12 protein-coding genes are annotated in these 15,268 nt (G+C 66.3%); 9 read left to right on the top strand and 3 right to left on the bottom strand.

What is annotated here, in order from left to right; translation table 11 throughout:
- Positions 1 to 20 precede the first annotated feature (20 nt).
- From BT183_RS08945 to BT183_RS08910, 8 genes are all read left to right on the top strand, one after another.
- The gene (locus BT183_RS08945) at positions 21 to 926 is read left to right on the top strand and encodes an NAD(P)-dependent oxidoreductase (RefSeq protein WP_342078588.1); all 906 of its coding nucleotides are present in this window, start codon (positions 21 to 23) and stop codon (positions 924 to 926) included.
- A 139-nt stretch (positions 927 to 1,065) separates the two neighbouring features.
- Positions 1,066 to 2,079, top strand: coding sequence for a substrate-binding domain-containing protein (locus BT183_RS08940; RefSeq protein ID WP_072341152.1), 1,014 nt, complete (start codon positions 1,066 to 1,068; stop codon positions 2,077 to 2,079).
- A gap of 147 nt (positions 2,080 to 2,226) precedes the next feature.
- Positions 2,227 to 3,729 (top strand): sugar ABC transporter ATP-binding protein, encoded by a 1,503-nt coding sequence (locus BT183_RS08935; protein WP_072341150.1) that lies wholly within the window; start codon positions 2,227 to 2,229, stop codon positions 3,727 to 3,729.
- Positions 3,726 to 4,688: an ABC transporter permease gene (locus tag BT183_RS08930; protein ID WP_072341147.1), complete on the top strand. Its 963-nt coding sequence runs from the start codon at positions 3,726 to 3,728 to the stop codon at positions 4,686 to 4,688. The genes BT183_RS08935 and BT183_RS08930 overlap by 4 nt, the downstream gene beginning before the upstream one ends.
- A gap of 10 nt (positions 4,689 to 4,698) precedes the next feature.
- Positions 4,699 to 5,655 carry an ABC transporter permease gene (locus BT183_RS08925; RefSeq protein WP_425290547.1) on the top strand — a complete coding sequence of 319 codons (957 nt, stop codon included), beginning with the start codon at positions 4,699 to 4,701 and terminating at the stop codon, positions 5,653 to 5,655.
- Positions 5,652 to 6,674 (top strand): LacI family DNA-binding transcriptional regulator, encoded by a 1,023-nt coding sequence (locus BT183_RS08920; RefSeq protein ID WP_072341141.1) that lies wholly within the window; start codon positions 5,652 to 5,654, stop codon positions 6,672 to 6,674. The genes BT183_RS08925 and BT183_RS08920 overlap by 4 nt, the downstream gene beginning before the upstream one ends.
- Positions 6,671 to 7,906: a Gfo/Idh/MocA family protein gene (locus tag BT183_RS08915; protein ID WP_072341138.1), complete on the top strand. Its 1,236-nt coding sequence runs from the start codon at positions 6,671 to 6,673 to the stop codon at positions 7,904 to 7,906. Before BT183_RS08920 ends, BT183_RS08915 begins: the two co-directional genes overlap by 4 nt.
- An 81-nt stretch (positions 7,907 to 7,987) precedes the next feature.
- On the top strand, positions 7,988 to 8,752 hold the full coding sequence (locus tag BT183_RS08910) for a sulfite exporter TauE/SafE family protein (protein ID WP_072341135.1): 765 nt from the start codon (positions 7,988 to 7,990) through the stop codon (positions 8,750 to 8,752).
- Here the strand turns inward: BT183_RS08910 and BT183_RS08905 are convergent.
- Together BT183_RS08905 and epmA are read right to left on the bottom strand one after the other, a co-directional pair.
- Positions 8,710 to 9,786, bottom strand: a complete 1,077-nt coding sequence (locus BT183_RS08905; protein WP_072341132.1) for a lysine-2,3-aminomutase-like protein — start codon at positions 9,784 to 9,786, stop codon at positions 8,710 to 8,712. The two genes, BT183_RS08910 and BT183_RS08905, sit on opposite strands and share 43 nt — an antisense overlap.
- A complete protein-coding gene (gene epmA, locus BT183_RS08900) occupies positions 9,783 to 10,835 on the bottom strand; it encodes an EF-P lysine aminoacylase EpmA (RefSeq protein WP_210185458.1) in 1,053 nt (350 codons plus the stop codon). The genes BT183_RS08905 and epmA overlap by 4 nt, the downstream gene beginning before the upstream one ends.
- A 150-nt stretch (positions 10,836 to 10,985) precedes the next feature.
- Here epmA and efp point away from each other — a divergent pair, with 150 nt between their 5' ends.
- Positions 10,986 to 11,555: an elongation factor P gene (gene efp, locus BT183_RS08895; RefSeq protein WP_072341125.1), complete on the top strand. Its 570-nt coding sequence runs from the start codon at positions 10,986 to 10,988 to the stop codon at positions 11,553 to 11,555.
- 708 nt (positions 11,556 to 12,263) lie between these two features.
- Here the strand turns inward: efp and BT183_RS08890 are convergent.
- The gene (locus tag BT183_RS08890; protein WP_072341122.1) at positions 12,264 to 15,176 is read right to left on the bottom strand and encodes an insulinase family protein; all 2,913 of its coding nucleotides are present in this window, start codon (positions 15,174 to 15,176) and stop codon (positions 12,264 to 12,266) included.
- Positions 15,177 to 15,268: the final 92 nt, after the last annotated feature.

The raw sequence follows: 15,268 nt of genomic DNA, 5'->3' as shown, positions 1-15,268 counted from the left end.
AGGCGGCGTTCTGCCATGCCATCACCGGGGCAGGCACACAGACGGAGCAGGCGACGATGAAGGTGGCATTTCTCGGACTTGGCGTGATGGGCCGGCACATGGCGCGGCACCTCAAGGACAAGGGCGGCCACGACCTCACCGTCTACAACCGCACGGCGGCCAAGGCGGAAGCCTGGGTTGCCGAGACCGGTGGCCGCAGCGCTGCAACCCCCGCCGAGGCTGCGCGGGGGCAGGATTTCGTCTTTGCCTGCCTCGGCAATGACGATGACCTGCGCGAGGTGATGCTGGGTGCCGATGGCGCCATCGCCGCCATGCAAGCCGGCGCGATCCTTGTCGACAACACCACGGCCTCCGCCGACGTGGCGCGCGAACTGGCCGAGGCCTGCGCGGCGCGTGGCGTCGGCTTCATCGATGCACCCGTCTCGGGCGGCGAGGCCGGCGCGCGCAATGGCGTGCTGACCGTGATGTGCGGCGGCGAGGCCGAAACCTTCGCCAAGGCCGAGCCGGTGATTTCCGCCTTTGCCCGCGCAGTGCGGCTGATGGGCCCGGTCGGGTCCGGCCAGTTGACCAAGATGGTGAACCAGATTTGCATCGCGGGCCTGGTACAGGGATTGGCCGAAGGCGTGCATTTCGCGCAGTCGGCGGGTCTCGATGTCGATGCGGTCATCGACGTGATCTCCAAGGGCGCCGCCGGCTCGTGGCAGATGGAGAACCGTGCCGCCACCATGAACAGGGGCGAGTTCGACTTCGGCTTCGCGGTGGACTGGATGCGCAAGGACCTGGGCATCGTGTTGGCCGAAGCCCGCCGCAACGGTGCGGCGCTGCCCGTTTCCGCGCTGGTCGACCAGTTCTACGCCGATGTGCAGGCGATGGGCGGCGGGCGCTGGGATACCTCCAGCCTCGTGGCGCGGCTCGGCCGCCGCTGACCCTCCGGCCCGGTGATAACGAAATCAGCAACGCGACCGATTGACTCATCCATGTAACCGGTTACATTGCATCCCAAGGTTCGCTTGTCGGACCAGGGATGCCGGGAAATGGCTCCCGGCTACGGGAGGAGTCAAGAACATGAAGTCTGCATGGCTTGCAGCTGGCCTCGTCGCGCTCATGGGCGGCACGGCACTGGCACAAGACTACAAGATCGGCCTCAGCAATGGCTGGGTCGGCTCCGAATGGCGCACCCAGATGATCGAGGAAGCGCAGGCCGCGGCCGCCGCCTGGGCCGAGCGCGGGGTCAATATCGAGCTCGTGATCCAGAGCTCTGACGTCGATGTGCAGGGCCAGATCGGCGCCGTGCGCAACATGATCAATGAAGGCGTCAACGCCATCATCATCAACCCCAACAGCCCCACCGCCTTCGATCCGATCTTCGCGCAGGCCGCTGCCGCCGGCATCCTCGTCGTCGCGACGGACGCCGAAGTGTCCTCGCCCGACGCCATCTATGTCGGCATCGACCAGACCGATTACGGTCGCAAGGGCTGCGCCTGGCTGGCCGAGACCCTTGGCGGGCAGGGCAATGTGGTGACCATCAACGGCGTTTCGGGCCACCCGGCCAACGAGATGCGCGTTGCCGGCTGCCGCGAGTCGCTGGCTGCCGCTCCGGGCATCACCGTGCTCAACGAGACCAACGCCAACTGGGATCAGGCGCAGGGCCAGCAGACCATGCAGAACCTGCTCGCCACCTATCCCGAGATCGATGGCGTCTATGTGCAGGACGGCATGGCTGCCGGCGCCTGGCGCGCCATCGAGGCGGCCGGCAAGACCGCCGACATCGCCGCCACCGGCGAGGTCCGCAAGGACTTCCTCGACCTCTGGTCGGCGGGCAACTACACCTCTGGCGCCTCGGTCAATCCGCCGGGCGTGATGGCTTCGGCCCTCAACGTCGCGGTGCTCAAGCTCCAGGGCAAGGAATTCAAGGAAGGCATCTTCGGCGGCGTCTATGGCAACGCCATCTTCCTCGACATCCCCTTCATCAACAATGACACTCTGGCCGATGCCGTGGCGGCGGCCGATGGCAAGCCCGGCCATTGGTCGGTGACCGACGAGCTCAGCGTCGAGGACGCCGAGGCGTTCTTCCAGTAAAGCTGGCGATCGGCCGGCGGCCAAGGCTGCCGGCCCCTTTCACATGCACTGCGATGGGTGTCGGCCTTGGCCGAACCCTCTTGCACGCCGGCGTTCCGGCGTGCCCATTCTCATGCCGATCCCATCGAGCCCTGGTGAGACGCCGCGATGACCCTTCTGCTCAAGGCCGAAAGCATCACCAAGCGCTATGGCGCCGTCGTCGCCCTCAGTGATGGCGGGCTCGAGCTCGAACAGGGCGAGATCCACGCGCTTCTGGGCGCCAATGGCTGCGGCAAATCCACATTGTGCAAGATCATCGCCGGCACGGTGGCCAAGAACAGCGGCACGCTCTCCATCCTCGGCCGCGCGGTCGAGATCGGCGGGCCGCGCGAAGCCGAGGCGCTGGGGGTGGCGCTCTTTTACCAGGAACTGTCGCTCGTTCCGCAGCTCTCGGTGGCCGACAATATCTTCCTCGGGCGCGAGCAGCGCTCAGGCGCCGGCTTTCTCGATGCCCGCGCGCTGAGGCGCGATACCGAACAGTTGATCGCCCGGTTTGCCGAGGTTGCCGGCGCCGGCTTTTCGGCCGATGCGCTTGTGTCCGATCTGTCGCCCGACCAGCGGCAGATCGTCGAGATCCTCAAGGTCCTGGCGCGCAAGCCGCGCATCATCATCTTCGATGAAGCCACTGCCGCGCTCGACCGCAACCAGGTGGCGCTGTTCTTTGCCATTCTGCGCGAACTGAAGGCCGAAGGCGTCTCCTCGATCTTCATCACCCATAGAATGGATGAAGTCTTCGAGATTACCGACCGCATCACGGTGATGCGCAATGGCGCAACCGTGGCGCGCTTCGTCACCGCCGAGACCGACCGGCAGGCCGTGGTCCATGCCATGGTCGGCGATGTGACGGCACTCGCCGAGCGCCCCGCCGCCCGGCCGAGATCGGACAAGCCGGCCCGGCTCGTTCTCGAAAGCGTGGGCAACAAGCGCGTGCAGCAAGTCTCGTTGTCGCTCCGGCCCGGCGAGATCGTCGGGCTCGGTGGCTTGCAAGGGCAGGGGCAGTCGAGCCTCTTGCAGGGGCTGTTCGGCGCGGCGCCCTTCACCTCGGGCACGATCAGGCTCGATGGCGAGCAGGTCCGCATTTCCCGGCCCAGCCACGCGATCGGCAAGGGCATCGCCTATGTCTCGGGCGACCGGGGCCGGGATGCCGCCTTTCACGGCCGCTCGATCTTCGAGAACATCGCGGCGGCAAGCTTTTCCAAGGAACGGCCGGCCATGGTCTGGCCGGGCCGGCTGCGCGAGCGATTCACCAAGGCCGCAGCGACGCTGTCCACCAAATATGCCGGCCTTTCCGCCCCCATCGGCTCGCTGTCGGGCGGCAACCAGCAGAAGATCTTCATCGCCCGCTGGCTTGCCACCCAGCCCTCGGTTCTGCTCCTCGACGACCCCACCAAGGGCATCGATCTGGGCGCCAAGGCCGATTTCTTCGCGTTGGCGCGGCGGCTGGCCGATGAGGGCGCGGCGATCCTGTTCTACTCCTCCGAGGATGCCGAATTGCTCAGCCTTTGCGATCGCATCCTGGTGTTCAATTCCGGCGCCGTGGCCGGCGAACTCGAGGGCGAGGCGCTGACCGCCTACAACCTTACGAACGCCGCCTATGGGAGGGCCGCATGACCCCGGCCCGCACAAACCCTGCCATGGCCGCGCTGCGCAATCGCGTCTGGCTGGTGACGCTGAGCGCGCTCATTGCGCTCTTTGTCATCAACTGGATCCTCCAGCCCAATCTCGTCACGCCCAATGTGCTCAAGTCCAACCTCACCGTGTTCCTGCCGGTGGTGCTGGTCGCGATCGGGCAGAGCTATGTGATCCTCGGCGGCGATATCGACCTGTCGGTGGGCTCCATTGTGGCGCTGGTCAATGTGGTCACCGTTTCGGTCATCGCGGCGCTGGGCGGCGGGGTGCCGGCGATTTTCGCAGGGATCGGGGCGGGCATCCTCACCGGGGTCGCCTGCGGGCTCGTCAACGGGCTCCTGATCGCCGGCCTGCGCTTCCAGGCTATCGTCACCACCTTTGCCACCGGCATCATCTTCGGCGGACTGGCGCTGCGCATCCTGCCGACGGCCGGACTGCCGGTGCCGGCCGAATACTGGCGCACCTATGGTGGAGCCGTGCTCGGCCTGCCGGTGGTGCTCTGGGTGCTGATCCTTGCGCTCGTCATCATCGCGATCATTGCGCGACGCCCCTTCATCAAGCATCTCTCGGCCGTGGGCGGGTTGCGGCAGGCCGCCTTCCAGAGCGGGCTTCCGGTGGCGCGCATCCGCATCCTTGCCTATGTGCTCGCCGGCCTCTTTGCCGCCTTTGCCAGCCTGTGTCTTACGGGAGAGACCGCGAGCGGGGATCCGCTGATGGGCCGCCTTCTCGCCCTCTCTTCGATCTCTGCGGTCGTGCTCGGCGGCGCTGCGCTCGCGGGCGGATCGGGCTCCGCCTTCGGCGCGGTGCTCGGCGCGCTGGTGCTGGGCATGATCGGCAATGTCATCTTCTTTGCCCGCTTCCCGTTCGAGTACCAGACCCTCATCCAGGGCCTCATCACCCTGCTGGCGCTGGCCGGCGGCGTGCTGGTGGCGCGGCGCTAGGAGCCAGATGATGAACCGCCTGCGCTCCACCCTCACCGATCCGCTGGTTCTCGCGACGCTCTCCATCCTCGTGCTGCTGGCGGCCGGCGAGGCCCTGTCTCCCGGCTTTGCGCGCGGCGACCAGATTGTGCGGCTCCTCGTCGTCTCCGCCATTCTCGGGCTCGTCGCGGCCGGGCAGTCGCTCGTCGTCATTGGCGGTCGCGAGGGCATCGATCTGTCGGTCGGCGCCTCGATTTCACTCGGCGCCGTGCTCGCCGGCAATGTCATGGCGGGGCAGGATGGTTCTATTTTCCTCGCCGTGCTGGTGGCGGGCGGGGCGACCTTCCTCATCGGGCTTATCAACGGGCTGGGTGTCACGATGCTGCGCATCCCCCCGCTCGTGATGACGCTGGGCATGACCGGTGTGGTGCAGGGCGCGCTGATCGTGATCTCACGCGGCATCCCCTCGGGCAATGCCGCCCCGGCGCTGATGGCCTTCGTCAATCGGCCGCTGGTGTTCGGCCTGCCCGGCATCCTCATCCTCTGGGCGCTGGTGGGCGTGCTGATGTGGGTGCTTTTGCGCCGCACGCGGCTCGGCTACGCCATCTACGCCATAGGCTCGAACGAGCGGGCCGCCGAACTCACCGGCCTGCCGGTGCGCGCCATCCGCACGCTGCTCTATGGGCTGTCAGGGCTGTTTGCCGGCCTGACCGGCGTCATCGTCATCGGCTATACCGGCAACAGCTTCGTCTCGGTGGGCGACCAATATGTGCTGCCCTCGGTGATCGCGGTGGTCATCGGCGGCATTTCGCTGGCCGGCGGGCAGGGCAATTATTTCGGCGCCATGCTCGGGGCCATCGCGCTGACGCTTCTGACCAGCGTGCTGACCACCCTCCAGCTCGAATTCTGGGGCCGTCAGCTGATCTTTGGCGCCGTGCTGCTGATGCTGATGCTGCTTTACGGCCGGGCCGGGCGCCTCAGGGCATGAGCGCGCCCACCATCAGGGCGGTCGCCGAACTGGCCGGCGTGTCGATCGCCACGGTTTCCAGGGCGCTGTCGCACCCCGACAAGGTTACCGACGCGACGCGCGAAAAGGTCTTGGCCGCCGTCAAGGCCACGGGCTTCATCCCCAATCGGCAGGCGGTGGATTTTCGCCGCCGCTCCACCGGCAATGTCGTGCTGCTCGTGCGCGACATCTCCAACCCCTTCTATCTCGATATCTATCGCGGCGTGGAAGAGCACGCCTATGCCAATGGCTATCGCGTGCTGATGGGCGATGCCGGCCATGATGACCAGCGCATCCTTCGCTATGTCGAAATGGTGCGGAACCGGCAGGCCGATGGTCTGATCCTGATGACCGGCCGGGTGCCCGAGGCCATCCATTCGGCGCCCCTGCCGCCCATCGTCGTCTCGCTCGAACTGGTCGATGGCGTGCGCCTGCCCACCATTGCCATCGACAATCGCGCCGCCGCCGCCCTTGCCATCAATTACCTCGTCGGGCTTGGCCACAGCCGCATCGCCCATATCACCGGCCCGATGACAGATGTGATGCCGCGCCAGCGGCATGAGGGCTACCGCGCCGCGCTGGCTGCGGCCGGACTGCCTGTCGACCCGGCTCTCACCGTCCACGCCGATTTCCATTACGAGGGCGGGCAGAGGGCAGTCGAACAGCTGCTGTCGGGCGCTGCCGCCTTCACGGCGCTCTTTTGCTCCAATGACGAAATGGCTGTCGGCGCGATCAACGCGCTGCGCGCCCGCGGTCTCAGCGTGCCGGGCGATATCTCGGTGGTGGGGTTTGACGACATCGTCTTTGCCACCGCCTCCGATCCGCCTTTGACCAGCGTGCGCCAGCCGCGCCGCGAGATCGGCCGTGCGTCGATGGCGATGATGATCGACCTGCTGGAAGGCCGTGCCGATCCCGCCAACGCCATCCTGCCCGTCGAACTCGTCGAACGGGCTTCCGCCGCTCCCTGTACCGTGAACGCAAGAAGGGCTCTTTTGCGATGACCACCTCCTTCCCCCGCAAGACGCTCCGCATCGGCTTTGTCGGCTCGGGCTTCATCGCCCATTTCCATCTCAAGTCGCTGCTTGGGGTGCGCAATGTCGAGGTCACGGGCGTCTATTCGCCCACCCCGGCCAAGCGCCAGGCCTTTGCCGATGCGGTGGGTGAACTCGATCTCGGGGCCTGCCGCGTGCATGAGAGCCTCGAGGCCCTCGTCGAGGCCGATGACGTCGATGCCATCTGGATCCTCTCGCCCAACCCGACGCGGCTCGGCGTGATGCAGACCATTGCCGATGCCGTTGCGGCCAAGCGCTCGCAGGTCTTCGCGGTGGCCTGCGAAAAGCCGCTCGCCCGCACCCTCAAGGAGGCCAAGGCGATGCTGGCGCTGGCCGAGGGGTCGGGCCTGCTGCACGGCTATCTCGAAAACCAGCTGTTCTCGACCGCCGTGCTCCGGGGCAAGGAGATCATCTGGCGCCGCGCCGTGCCGGCAACCGGCCGCCCCTATCTCGCGCGTGCTGCCGAAGAGCATTCGGGCCCGCACGAGCCCTGGTTCTGGCAGGGCGACGAGCAGGGCGGCGGTGCGCTGCTCGACATGATGTGCCACTCCATAGAAGTGGCGCGCTTCATGCTGACAGCGCCGGGCGCGCCCCGGTCGTCGCTGACCTTCAAGAATGCCACCGGCGCCATCGCCATGCTCAAATGGACCAAGCCCCATTACGCTGCCGATCTGGCACGGCGGATGAAGGGCGTCGACTATACCCGCCACCCGTCGGAGGATTTTGCGCGCGGCATGATCACCTTCGAGGCAGAGGATGGCTCGGAGGTGATCGTCGAGGCCACCACCTCCTGGGCCTATGTCGGGGCAGGGCTGCGCATCCAGCTCGAACTGCTGGGGCCAGAATATGCGATGGAGTTTTCCTCGCTTTCGAGCGGGCTCAAGGTGTTCATGTCGCGTGCCGTCGAGGGCGCCGAGGGCGAAGACCTCGTCGAAAAGCAGAATGCCGAGCAGGGGCTGATGCCGGTGCTCGAGGACGAAGCCGGCGTCTATGGTTATACCGAGGAAAACCGCCACATGGTGGAGGCCTTCCGCAAGGGCCAGATGCCGATGGAGACCTTCCATGATGGCGTGGCGGTGACCGAGATGCTGATGGCGCTCTACAAATCGGCCGAAGAGGGCCGCACGGTCAGGGCCGGTGAGGTGCTCGACGACTATGTGCCGGTGGTGGCGCGGCGCTGAAGCCTTAAGCCCTTTGGCGCGGTAGCCTGGGCCCGGCTCGCGGCGCTATAGAGCGGGCCAAGCCCAAGGACGCCGCGCTTCGTGTCACCGATCGATCTTGCCATCATCGCCTTCTGCCTCGCCATTGGCGGTGTGCTGAAAGGCGCAACGGGCGCCGGCGCGCCGCTCCTGGCCGTGCCGGCGATCTCTGCGATCTACGATGTGCGGCTGGCAGTGGTGACTATGCTCCTGCCTACGATCGTCACCAATGCCTGGCAGCTTGTGGCCTACAGGCGGAATTTCGTCGGCCTGCCTTTCCTCGCGCCCTTCGTCATCGCTGCTTTCATCGGGGTGTTGATGGGCAGCTTCATGCTGGTGGGCCTGCCGATCACGGCGCTGACCGGGGTGCTTGCCGCGGCGTTGGTCAGTTACGTCATCTTTCGGCTGCTCAAGCCGCATTGGGCCTTGAGCCCTCAGGCCGCCAAGCGCCTTGCCCTGCCGGCGGGCTGGATCTCGGGGCTGCTGCAGGGCGCCTCCGGGCTCTCGGCGCCCGCCTCGCTGCCCTATCTCAATGCGCTCGGCATTCCCCGCCCGCAGTTCGTGGTTTCGGTCTCGACCCTGTTCCTCATGTTCGGCAGCGTTCAGACCCTGACGCTGTTCGGCCTCGGGCAGTTGCGAACCGACTGGCTGCTGCTGAGCGCCATGGCCATCGCGCCGGTCTTTGCCGGCATGACCTTCGGCAACTGGCTGGGCACCCGCATGGACCCCGGGGCCTTTGGCCGGATCGTGCTGGTGGTGCTCACCGGCCTCGCGTTCAAGCTCTCCTACGACGTGCTGTCGCCGCTGCTTTCGGGGGCCGGCGGATAGAGGTGGCGTTGACCGCGGAAGTCGGTGACCGCATGGCAGCCCGGCGCGACCTCCTCGATCGGGTTCGCCGCGATCGGCGCCTTGCCGTGCCCGCCCGGAATATCGAGGATATAGGTCGGCTGGCAGAGCCCCGAGATGCGCCCGCGCAGCGCCGCGACCAGCGCCTGCCCTTCGGCGATCGGCACGCGGAAATGCGCCGTGCCGGGCGCAAGATCGGGGTGGTGCAGGTAATAGGGCTTGATGCGGGTCTCGACCATGGCGCGCATCAGGGCAGCCATCGTCTCCACATCATCATTCACGCCCCGCAGCAGCACAGTCTGGCCGAGGAGCACGATGCCGGCATCCGAAAGCTGCGCGCAGGCGGCGCGTGCCTCGGGGGTCAGCTCGCGGGCATGGTTGGCATGCACGGCAAGGTAGCTGGCCTTGCCCGATGACCTTATGGCGGCAACGAGGCCCGCATCGATCCGCTCCGGCGCAACCACGGGCACGCGGGTGTGGATGCGCACGATCCGGACATGGTCGATGGTAGCCAAACGCTCCATCATCTCGCGCAGCCGGCGCGCCGACAGCACCAGCGGATCGCCGCCGGTGAGGATCACCTCCCAGATCTCGGGATGCGCAGCGATGTAGCCGATTGCCCGGTCGAGCGCGTCGGGCGAGAGCGTGCCCAGCCCTTCGGGCCCCACCATTTCGCGGCGGAAGCAGAAGCGGCAATAGACCGGACACACATGCACGGCCTTGAGCAGCACCCGGTCGGGATAGCGATGCACGATGCCCTCGACCGGCGAGTGGCTGAGATCGCCGATAGGGTCGTCGCGCTCTTCCGGGGTGGTCTGCAACTCACGCGCATCGGGCACGAACTGGCGCGCGATCGGGTCGGCAGGATCACCCCGGTCGATCAGTGCTGCCATCGCCGGGGTCACGGCCACGGCATAGCGCACCGCAACGGCGTCTGCCTCGGCCTGTCGCGCCTCTGGCAGCAGGCCGGCGGCCACGAGGTCGGCCGGATTGCGCAGCGTGCGATCAAGCTTCATCGGCCCGGCTCCATCACCGGCACCCAGATGACCTGCTCGATATGCGGGGCGCCGGTCACCAGCATCACCAGCCGATCAAAGCCGAGCGCCACGCCGCTTGTCGGCTTCATCAGGGGCAGGGCAGCGAGCAGATCCTCGTCGATCGGATAGCGCTCGCCATAGAGCCGCTCCTTTTCCGCCATTTCGGCCGAAAAGCGCTCGCGCTGGATGCCGGCATCGGTCAATTCCCCGAAGCCATTGGCCAGTTCCACTCCGCAGCCATAAAGCTCGAAGCGTTCGGCGACGCGCGGATCGTCGGCGGCCGGCCGGGCCAGCGCCGCCTCGCAGAGGGGGTAGCGATCGAGCACCGTGATCCGACCATCGCCCAGCATCGGCTCGATCTTTTCCACCAGCACGCGTGAGAAGAGATAGCTCCACGTAATGTCGTGCGGCAGGGCAAGGCCTGTGCGCCGCATCGCCTCGGCCAGCGCCTCCGCATCCAGCCGGCCCGTCGCATCGATGGTCGCCATCAGGTCGATGCCGGCGAATTCGGCAAAGGCATCGGCCACCGACAGGCGCTGCGGCGCGGCAAAGGCATCGGCCGTGCGCTGGCGATGGCGCAGCGTGGTCGTGCCCGCCGTTTCGGCAGCGAGGCGCACCAGGGCGACGCAATCATCGATCACCGCATCGTAATCCTCGCCGGCCCGATACCATTCGAGCATGGTGAATTCGGGGTGATGCAGCGGCCCGCGCTCGCGGTTGCGGAACACATGCCCGAAGCTGGCAATGCGGCTTTCCCCCGCCGCCAAGAGCTTTTTCATCGAGAATTCGGGGGAGGTGTGGAGATAAGCGGCATGGCCCCTGCCGTCATTGCCGATCATTTCGGTGGCAAAGGCATGCAGATGCGTCTCGTTGCCCGGCGAGCGCTGCAGGGCAGGGGGATCGACGAAGAGGAAATCCTGCGCTTCGAGATGGGCGCGGAAGGCCGTTACGATACGGTTGCGTGCCAGAAGCAGCGGGCGGCGATCCTCATGCCGGGATGGCGACCACCAAGGCGAGGGAGCGGGGATTGGCGTGCTCACCATGTGTCGCGACCTTTCGCGTTCGCGGGCTGGAGATTTTCGCCAGAATGCGATAGTGGGCGCTCCGAAGGATTTGCATCCTGGCGCGCGACGGCCCTGCCTCTACGACGCGCCGCACGAACCCACAAGGAAGAAATAATGGTCAAGGTCATCGCCTCTTCGCTGCGCAAGGGCAATGTGGTGGAGCAGGACGGCGCCCTGCACGTCGTTCTCACCGCCGAAAACGTCCATCCCGGCAAGGGAAACTCGGTCACCAACGTCAACATGCGCCGCATCTCCGATGGCGTTAAGGTCATCGGCCGCTGGCGCACTGTCGAGATGGTCGAGAAGGCCGATGTCGACGAGCGCGAATATGATTACCTCTATTCGGATGGCGAGGGGCACCATTTCATGGAGCCCGAGAATTACGAGCAGTTGGTGGTGGGCGACGACGTGGTGGGCGACCAGAAGGCCTATCTCGCCGACGGCATGAAGGTCTATCTCAAGACCTTCGAGGGCAATGCCATCGCCATCGAACTGCCGGCGCGCGTCACCCTCGAGATCGTCGAGACCGAGCCGGTGGTGAAGGGCCAGACGGCGTCCTCCTCCTTCAAGCCCGCCACGCTCAACAATGGCGTGCGCACCATGGTGCCCCCCCATATCGGCGTCGGCACCCGCGTCGTCATCATGACCGCCGACGGCTCCTACGTCGAACGCGCGAAGGACTGAGCCTCGTCCGGCCCTGCCGGCAAATCCCTCCGGTGGAGGGATTTGAGAGGCTCAGGCCCGAAGAGCTATGCTCGCAGGGCTTGGGCAGGGTCCGCAGGAACGCGTCGCTCCGGTGGAGCGACGCGAGCGACGAAGGCCCTGAGACCTATGGTCGAAGGGCGGCGAGGCCCTGCCGGCGAATCCCTCCGGTGGAGGGATTTGATAGGCTAAGGCCCGGAGCGCTATGCTCGCAGGGCTGCAAGGCCCTTGAGCAGACAGCCCTCGTCCTGATTGGACGCATGGCAGCGCCAAAGGGCACGAAGTTTCGCCATACCCTGCCAAGTCGTCTCTGCAAAAGCAGGGACCTCCGTTTTCTTCGCCTGCAAACAGAGGGTCCTGCTTCGCAGGAACGACCCGGTGTGAGCCGGCAGGTCCCGCTCCAAGGAGCACCTCGGGGCGCCGCCCGTTGCAGCCTTGCCACTTGCCAGTCGACCCGAAGCGGTTCAGCATCGGGGCATCGTCAACAAACGGAAGGAGGTGATCCAATGTCTTTTGCGAACTCGCAGGTTTCCGAAGGTCTTGGAGTCTCCGATCGCGTGGGGCAGTTCCCGCGCTGAGCGAATGGTCCGCCGGGCTTTCCAAGTCCGGCAAGGCCTCGGCATCCTTGCGAAATCGGAAAGGGCCGCTCCTTGGAGCGGCCCTTTTTCATAGATGGCAAGGGTCTGCTGCTCAGAGCACCCTGGTGATCCTGGCAAACAGCGCCTTATCTTCATTGGCCTTGGCTGCAGCCTCGGCCGAACCCAGCACCACCACTTCGCCCCGGTTCGCGACTTCGCCCAGAACCTCGGCGAAGCGCCTGAAATCGGCCGCGGTGGTGCCCAGCACCTCTTCGCGGCGCGCCTGGCGGCTCTCATCGGTCTCACCCATCAGGTGGAACATCAGCGCCGCAAAACCCTTGGCGTCGGGCAGGCGATGCGCGTCGATCGAGCCGATGACCCCGATCACCGAGCGCACGAGGTCCTGCTCGCCGATGCCCTTGGCCATGAAGGCGGCGGCCTTGTCATAGACGGCGAGGGTCTCGAGCAGGTTGGGATCGCGATAGGAGAGGAAGCTCAGCGTCTTGGCCTGCGGATCAAGGCTCGCCGAGCCGCCATAGGCGCCGCCCTGCACGCGCACCTTGTCCCACATATAGGTGGTGTTCATGTGCCGCACCGCGACGGCCGAAGCGCCGGTCGGTTCGAAGCCCAGGGCCGACAGGTCGGCGCCCTTGCCCACATAATTGACCTGTCCGGGGAAGGTGAGCGCCTCGGCGCCCTTGGTCGCGTCGGTCTGCCAGGGCGCGATCGCCCCCGAGCCGGCGGGCAGCGCCGAAAGGAAGTCGCCCAGCAGCGGCCGGACGGTGCCCAACGTTGCCGCATCGGTGGTGAGATTGCCGATAAGGCCGGCGCGCCCGAGCAGGACGGTGCGGATGGCTTCGAGATCGGCCTCGACGCTCTCCCAGTCCGTATCGATGCGGGTGATCAGCTCGCGCAGGAAGAACAGCGACTGCACGCCGCTCATCTCTTCGGTTGCCCAATCGGCCTCGTTGAAGCGGGCCCGCAGGCGCATGTTGACGATACCGTTGCCGCGTCCGGCGAGGCCGCTCTCAAACCCGGCCTTGTCTTCGAGCACGAGCTGGCGGATGCGCGCCTTGTTGTCGAGCCGCGCCGAGCCCACCACGTCGGTGATGATGGCGAGCATCTCGCCGACCTTGTCGGGCACCGCCTTGCCGCGCAGGAAGAGGCGCGCCGCCGCTTCGCCGGTGTCGCGCCGCGCCGAGGCCCAGCGCATCGCTCCGATGCCGCCGGTGGAGCGCCCCATGCGCTGGCTCAGCGAGACGAAATCTTCCTTGGCCGTGCCGGTCTGGAACAGGGCGCGCGAAAAGATCGGCATAAGCGGCAGGAGCCGGGCCGGCAGCACGCGCATGTCGAAGGCGAGGTCGAGATAGACGATGCCGCCCGTGGGCAGGTCATGGGTCATCACCGGGATGCCGGCGATCTCGTCCCAGGCCGAGGGGATCGGCTTGTTGGTCCGGGGCAGGTCGGCAAGCCCGAGCGCGGGGATCTGTGCCAGTGCTTCGGGCGCATCTTCGGCCTCCTGCAAGGCCTTGAGGTTGCGCGTGATCTCGGCAACCTCCTGGGCGGCGGCGGCATCCATACGGGCCCGCGCCGCATCGAGCCGGGCGCGCTCCTCGGCCGCCTCGCGCGCGGCCTGGCCGGTATCGGCCTTGAGCAGCACGGTGCTGCGATGGGAGTTGTTGACGATGTGGCGCGCGATCAGATCCTCGAACACACGTTCGCCCGCGGCCAGCCGGGCCTTGAGGTCGGCGAGCGGCTTTTCGAAGGCGAGCGGGGACAGCGGATCCTGCTCGTAGAGCCATGAGCGCATGGAGCGGAACATCACGGCCAGCCCGCGCGGATAGGAACCGGTATTGTTCTCGCGCAGACGGAACTCGATGGTGTTGAGCGCCGCTTCCACCGTCTCGGCATCGAGGCCTTCGCGGGCAAGCCGTTCGAGCGTCGAAAGGATCAGCGCCTCGACCGCATCGCCATCGGCCTCGTCGATGCCCTTGAGCCCGACGGTGAAATAGGGCTGGCGATATTCCTCCGCAAAGCCCGAGCCGGTGAGGCCTTCGCCCAGCCCGGAATCGGTCAGCGCCTTGCGCAGCGGCGAGGCTGCCGTGCCGACCAAGGCCTGCTCGAGCACGTTGAGCACCAGCAATTCGCCGGGATCGGCGATCTCGTCGAGCATCCAGTTGACCGAGATCATGCCCGTCTTCTTGCCGGCCTCGGCTTCGCTCGCCGAATAGGTCACCACCTCCTTGCGCGGGCTCTGCCAGCGCGGCTGCAGCGCGATGTCGGAGACGGGACGGATCGGCTCGAACTGGCTCAGATACTCCTCGAGGATCGCGAGGCGCTGTTCGGGCGCGTCATCGCCATAGAACACGATGCGGGCGTTCGAGGGATGATAGAAGCGGGCGTGGAAGGCCTTGAAATCCTCATAGGTGAGGTCCGGAATGGCCTTGGGGTCGCCACCCGAATTCACGCCATAGGTGGTTTCGGGATAAAGCGATTGCTGGCTGGCCTTGGCGAGCACGGCGGCGGGCGAGGAATAGGCGCCCTTCATCTCGTTGAACACCACGCCCTTGTAGACCATCGGCCCCTGGGTGGAATCGAGCTCGTAGTGCCAGCCCTCCTGCCGGAAGGTGTCCTCCGAGATCAGCGGGAAGAAGACGGCATCAAGATAGACATCGACCAGGTTGTAGAAATCCTGGAGGTTCTGGCTCGCCACCGGATAAGCGGTCTTGTCCGGATAGGTCATGGCGTTGAGGAAGGTCTGGAGCGAGCCCTTGAGCAGCTCCACGAACGGCTTCTTGACCGGATATTTGCGGCTGCCGCACAGCACCGAATGCTCGAGAATGTGCGCCACGCCGGTCGAGTCTGCCGGCGGGGTGCGGAAGGTGATGCCGAACACCTTGTTCTCGTCGTCATTGGCCAGAGACAGCACCTCGGCCCCGGTCTTTTTGTGCCGGTAGAGTGTCGCGCCGGAGGCGATCTCGGGGATGGTTGTCTCGCGGACGAGGTCGAAGGCGGGGTGAGTCATCGGCAATCCGATCTTAAAGAGGCTGAAATCTGGCCTTCACTTAGGCATGCAAGTTCGCGCTGGCTAGGGGCGCGGGCGCTGCCAGGCCATCA

The organism is Devosia enhydra (genome assembly GCF_900119845.1).
Classification (GTDB): domain Bacteria; phylum Pseudomonadota; class Alphaproteobacteria; order Rhizobiales; family Devosiaceae; genus FPKU01.
Note: the sequence above shows the minus strand (reverse complement) of the source record. Positions and strands in the feature narration are given on the sequence as shown.

Excerpts from the sequence above, each read along its gene's own strand:
- BT183_RS08940 (WP_072341152.1), top strand. The coding sequence starts at position 1,066 with ATGAAGTCTGCATGGCTTGCAGCTGGCCTCGTCGCGCTCATGGGCGGC.
- BT183_RS08935 (WP_072341150.1), top strand. The coding sequence starts at position 2,227 with ATGACCCTTCTGCTCAAGGCCGAAAGCATCACCAAGCGCTATGGCGCC.
- BT183_RS08930 (WP_072341147.1), top strand. The coding sequence starts at position 3,726 with ATGACCCCGGCCCGCACAAACCCTGCCATGGCCGCGCTGCGCAATCGC.
- BT183_RS08925 (WP_425290547.1), top strand. The coding sequence starts at position 4,699 with ATGAACCGCCTGCGCTCCACCCTCACCGATCCGCTGGTTCTCGCGACG.
- BT183_RS08920 (WP_072341141.1), top strand. The coding sequence starts at position 5,652 with ATGAGCGCGCCCACCATCAGGGCGGTCGCCGAACTGGCCGGCGTGTCG.
- BT183_RS08915 (WP_072341138.1), top strand. The coding sequence starts at position 6,671 with ATGACCACCTCCTTCCCCCGCAAGACGCTCCGCATCGGCTTTGTCGGC.
- BT183_RS08905 (WP_072341132.1), bottom strand. The coding sequence starts at position 9,786 with ATGAAGCTTGATCGCACGCTGCGCAATCCGGCCGACCTCGTGGCCGCC.
- efp (WP_072341125.1), top strand. The coding sequence starts at position 10,986 with ATGGTCAAGGTCATCGCCTCTTCGCTGCGCAAGGGCAATGTGGTGGAG.
- BT183_RS08890 (WP_072341122.1), bottom strand. The coding sequence starts at position 15,176 with ATGACTCACCCCGCCTTCGACCTCGTCCGCGAGACAACCATCCCCGAG.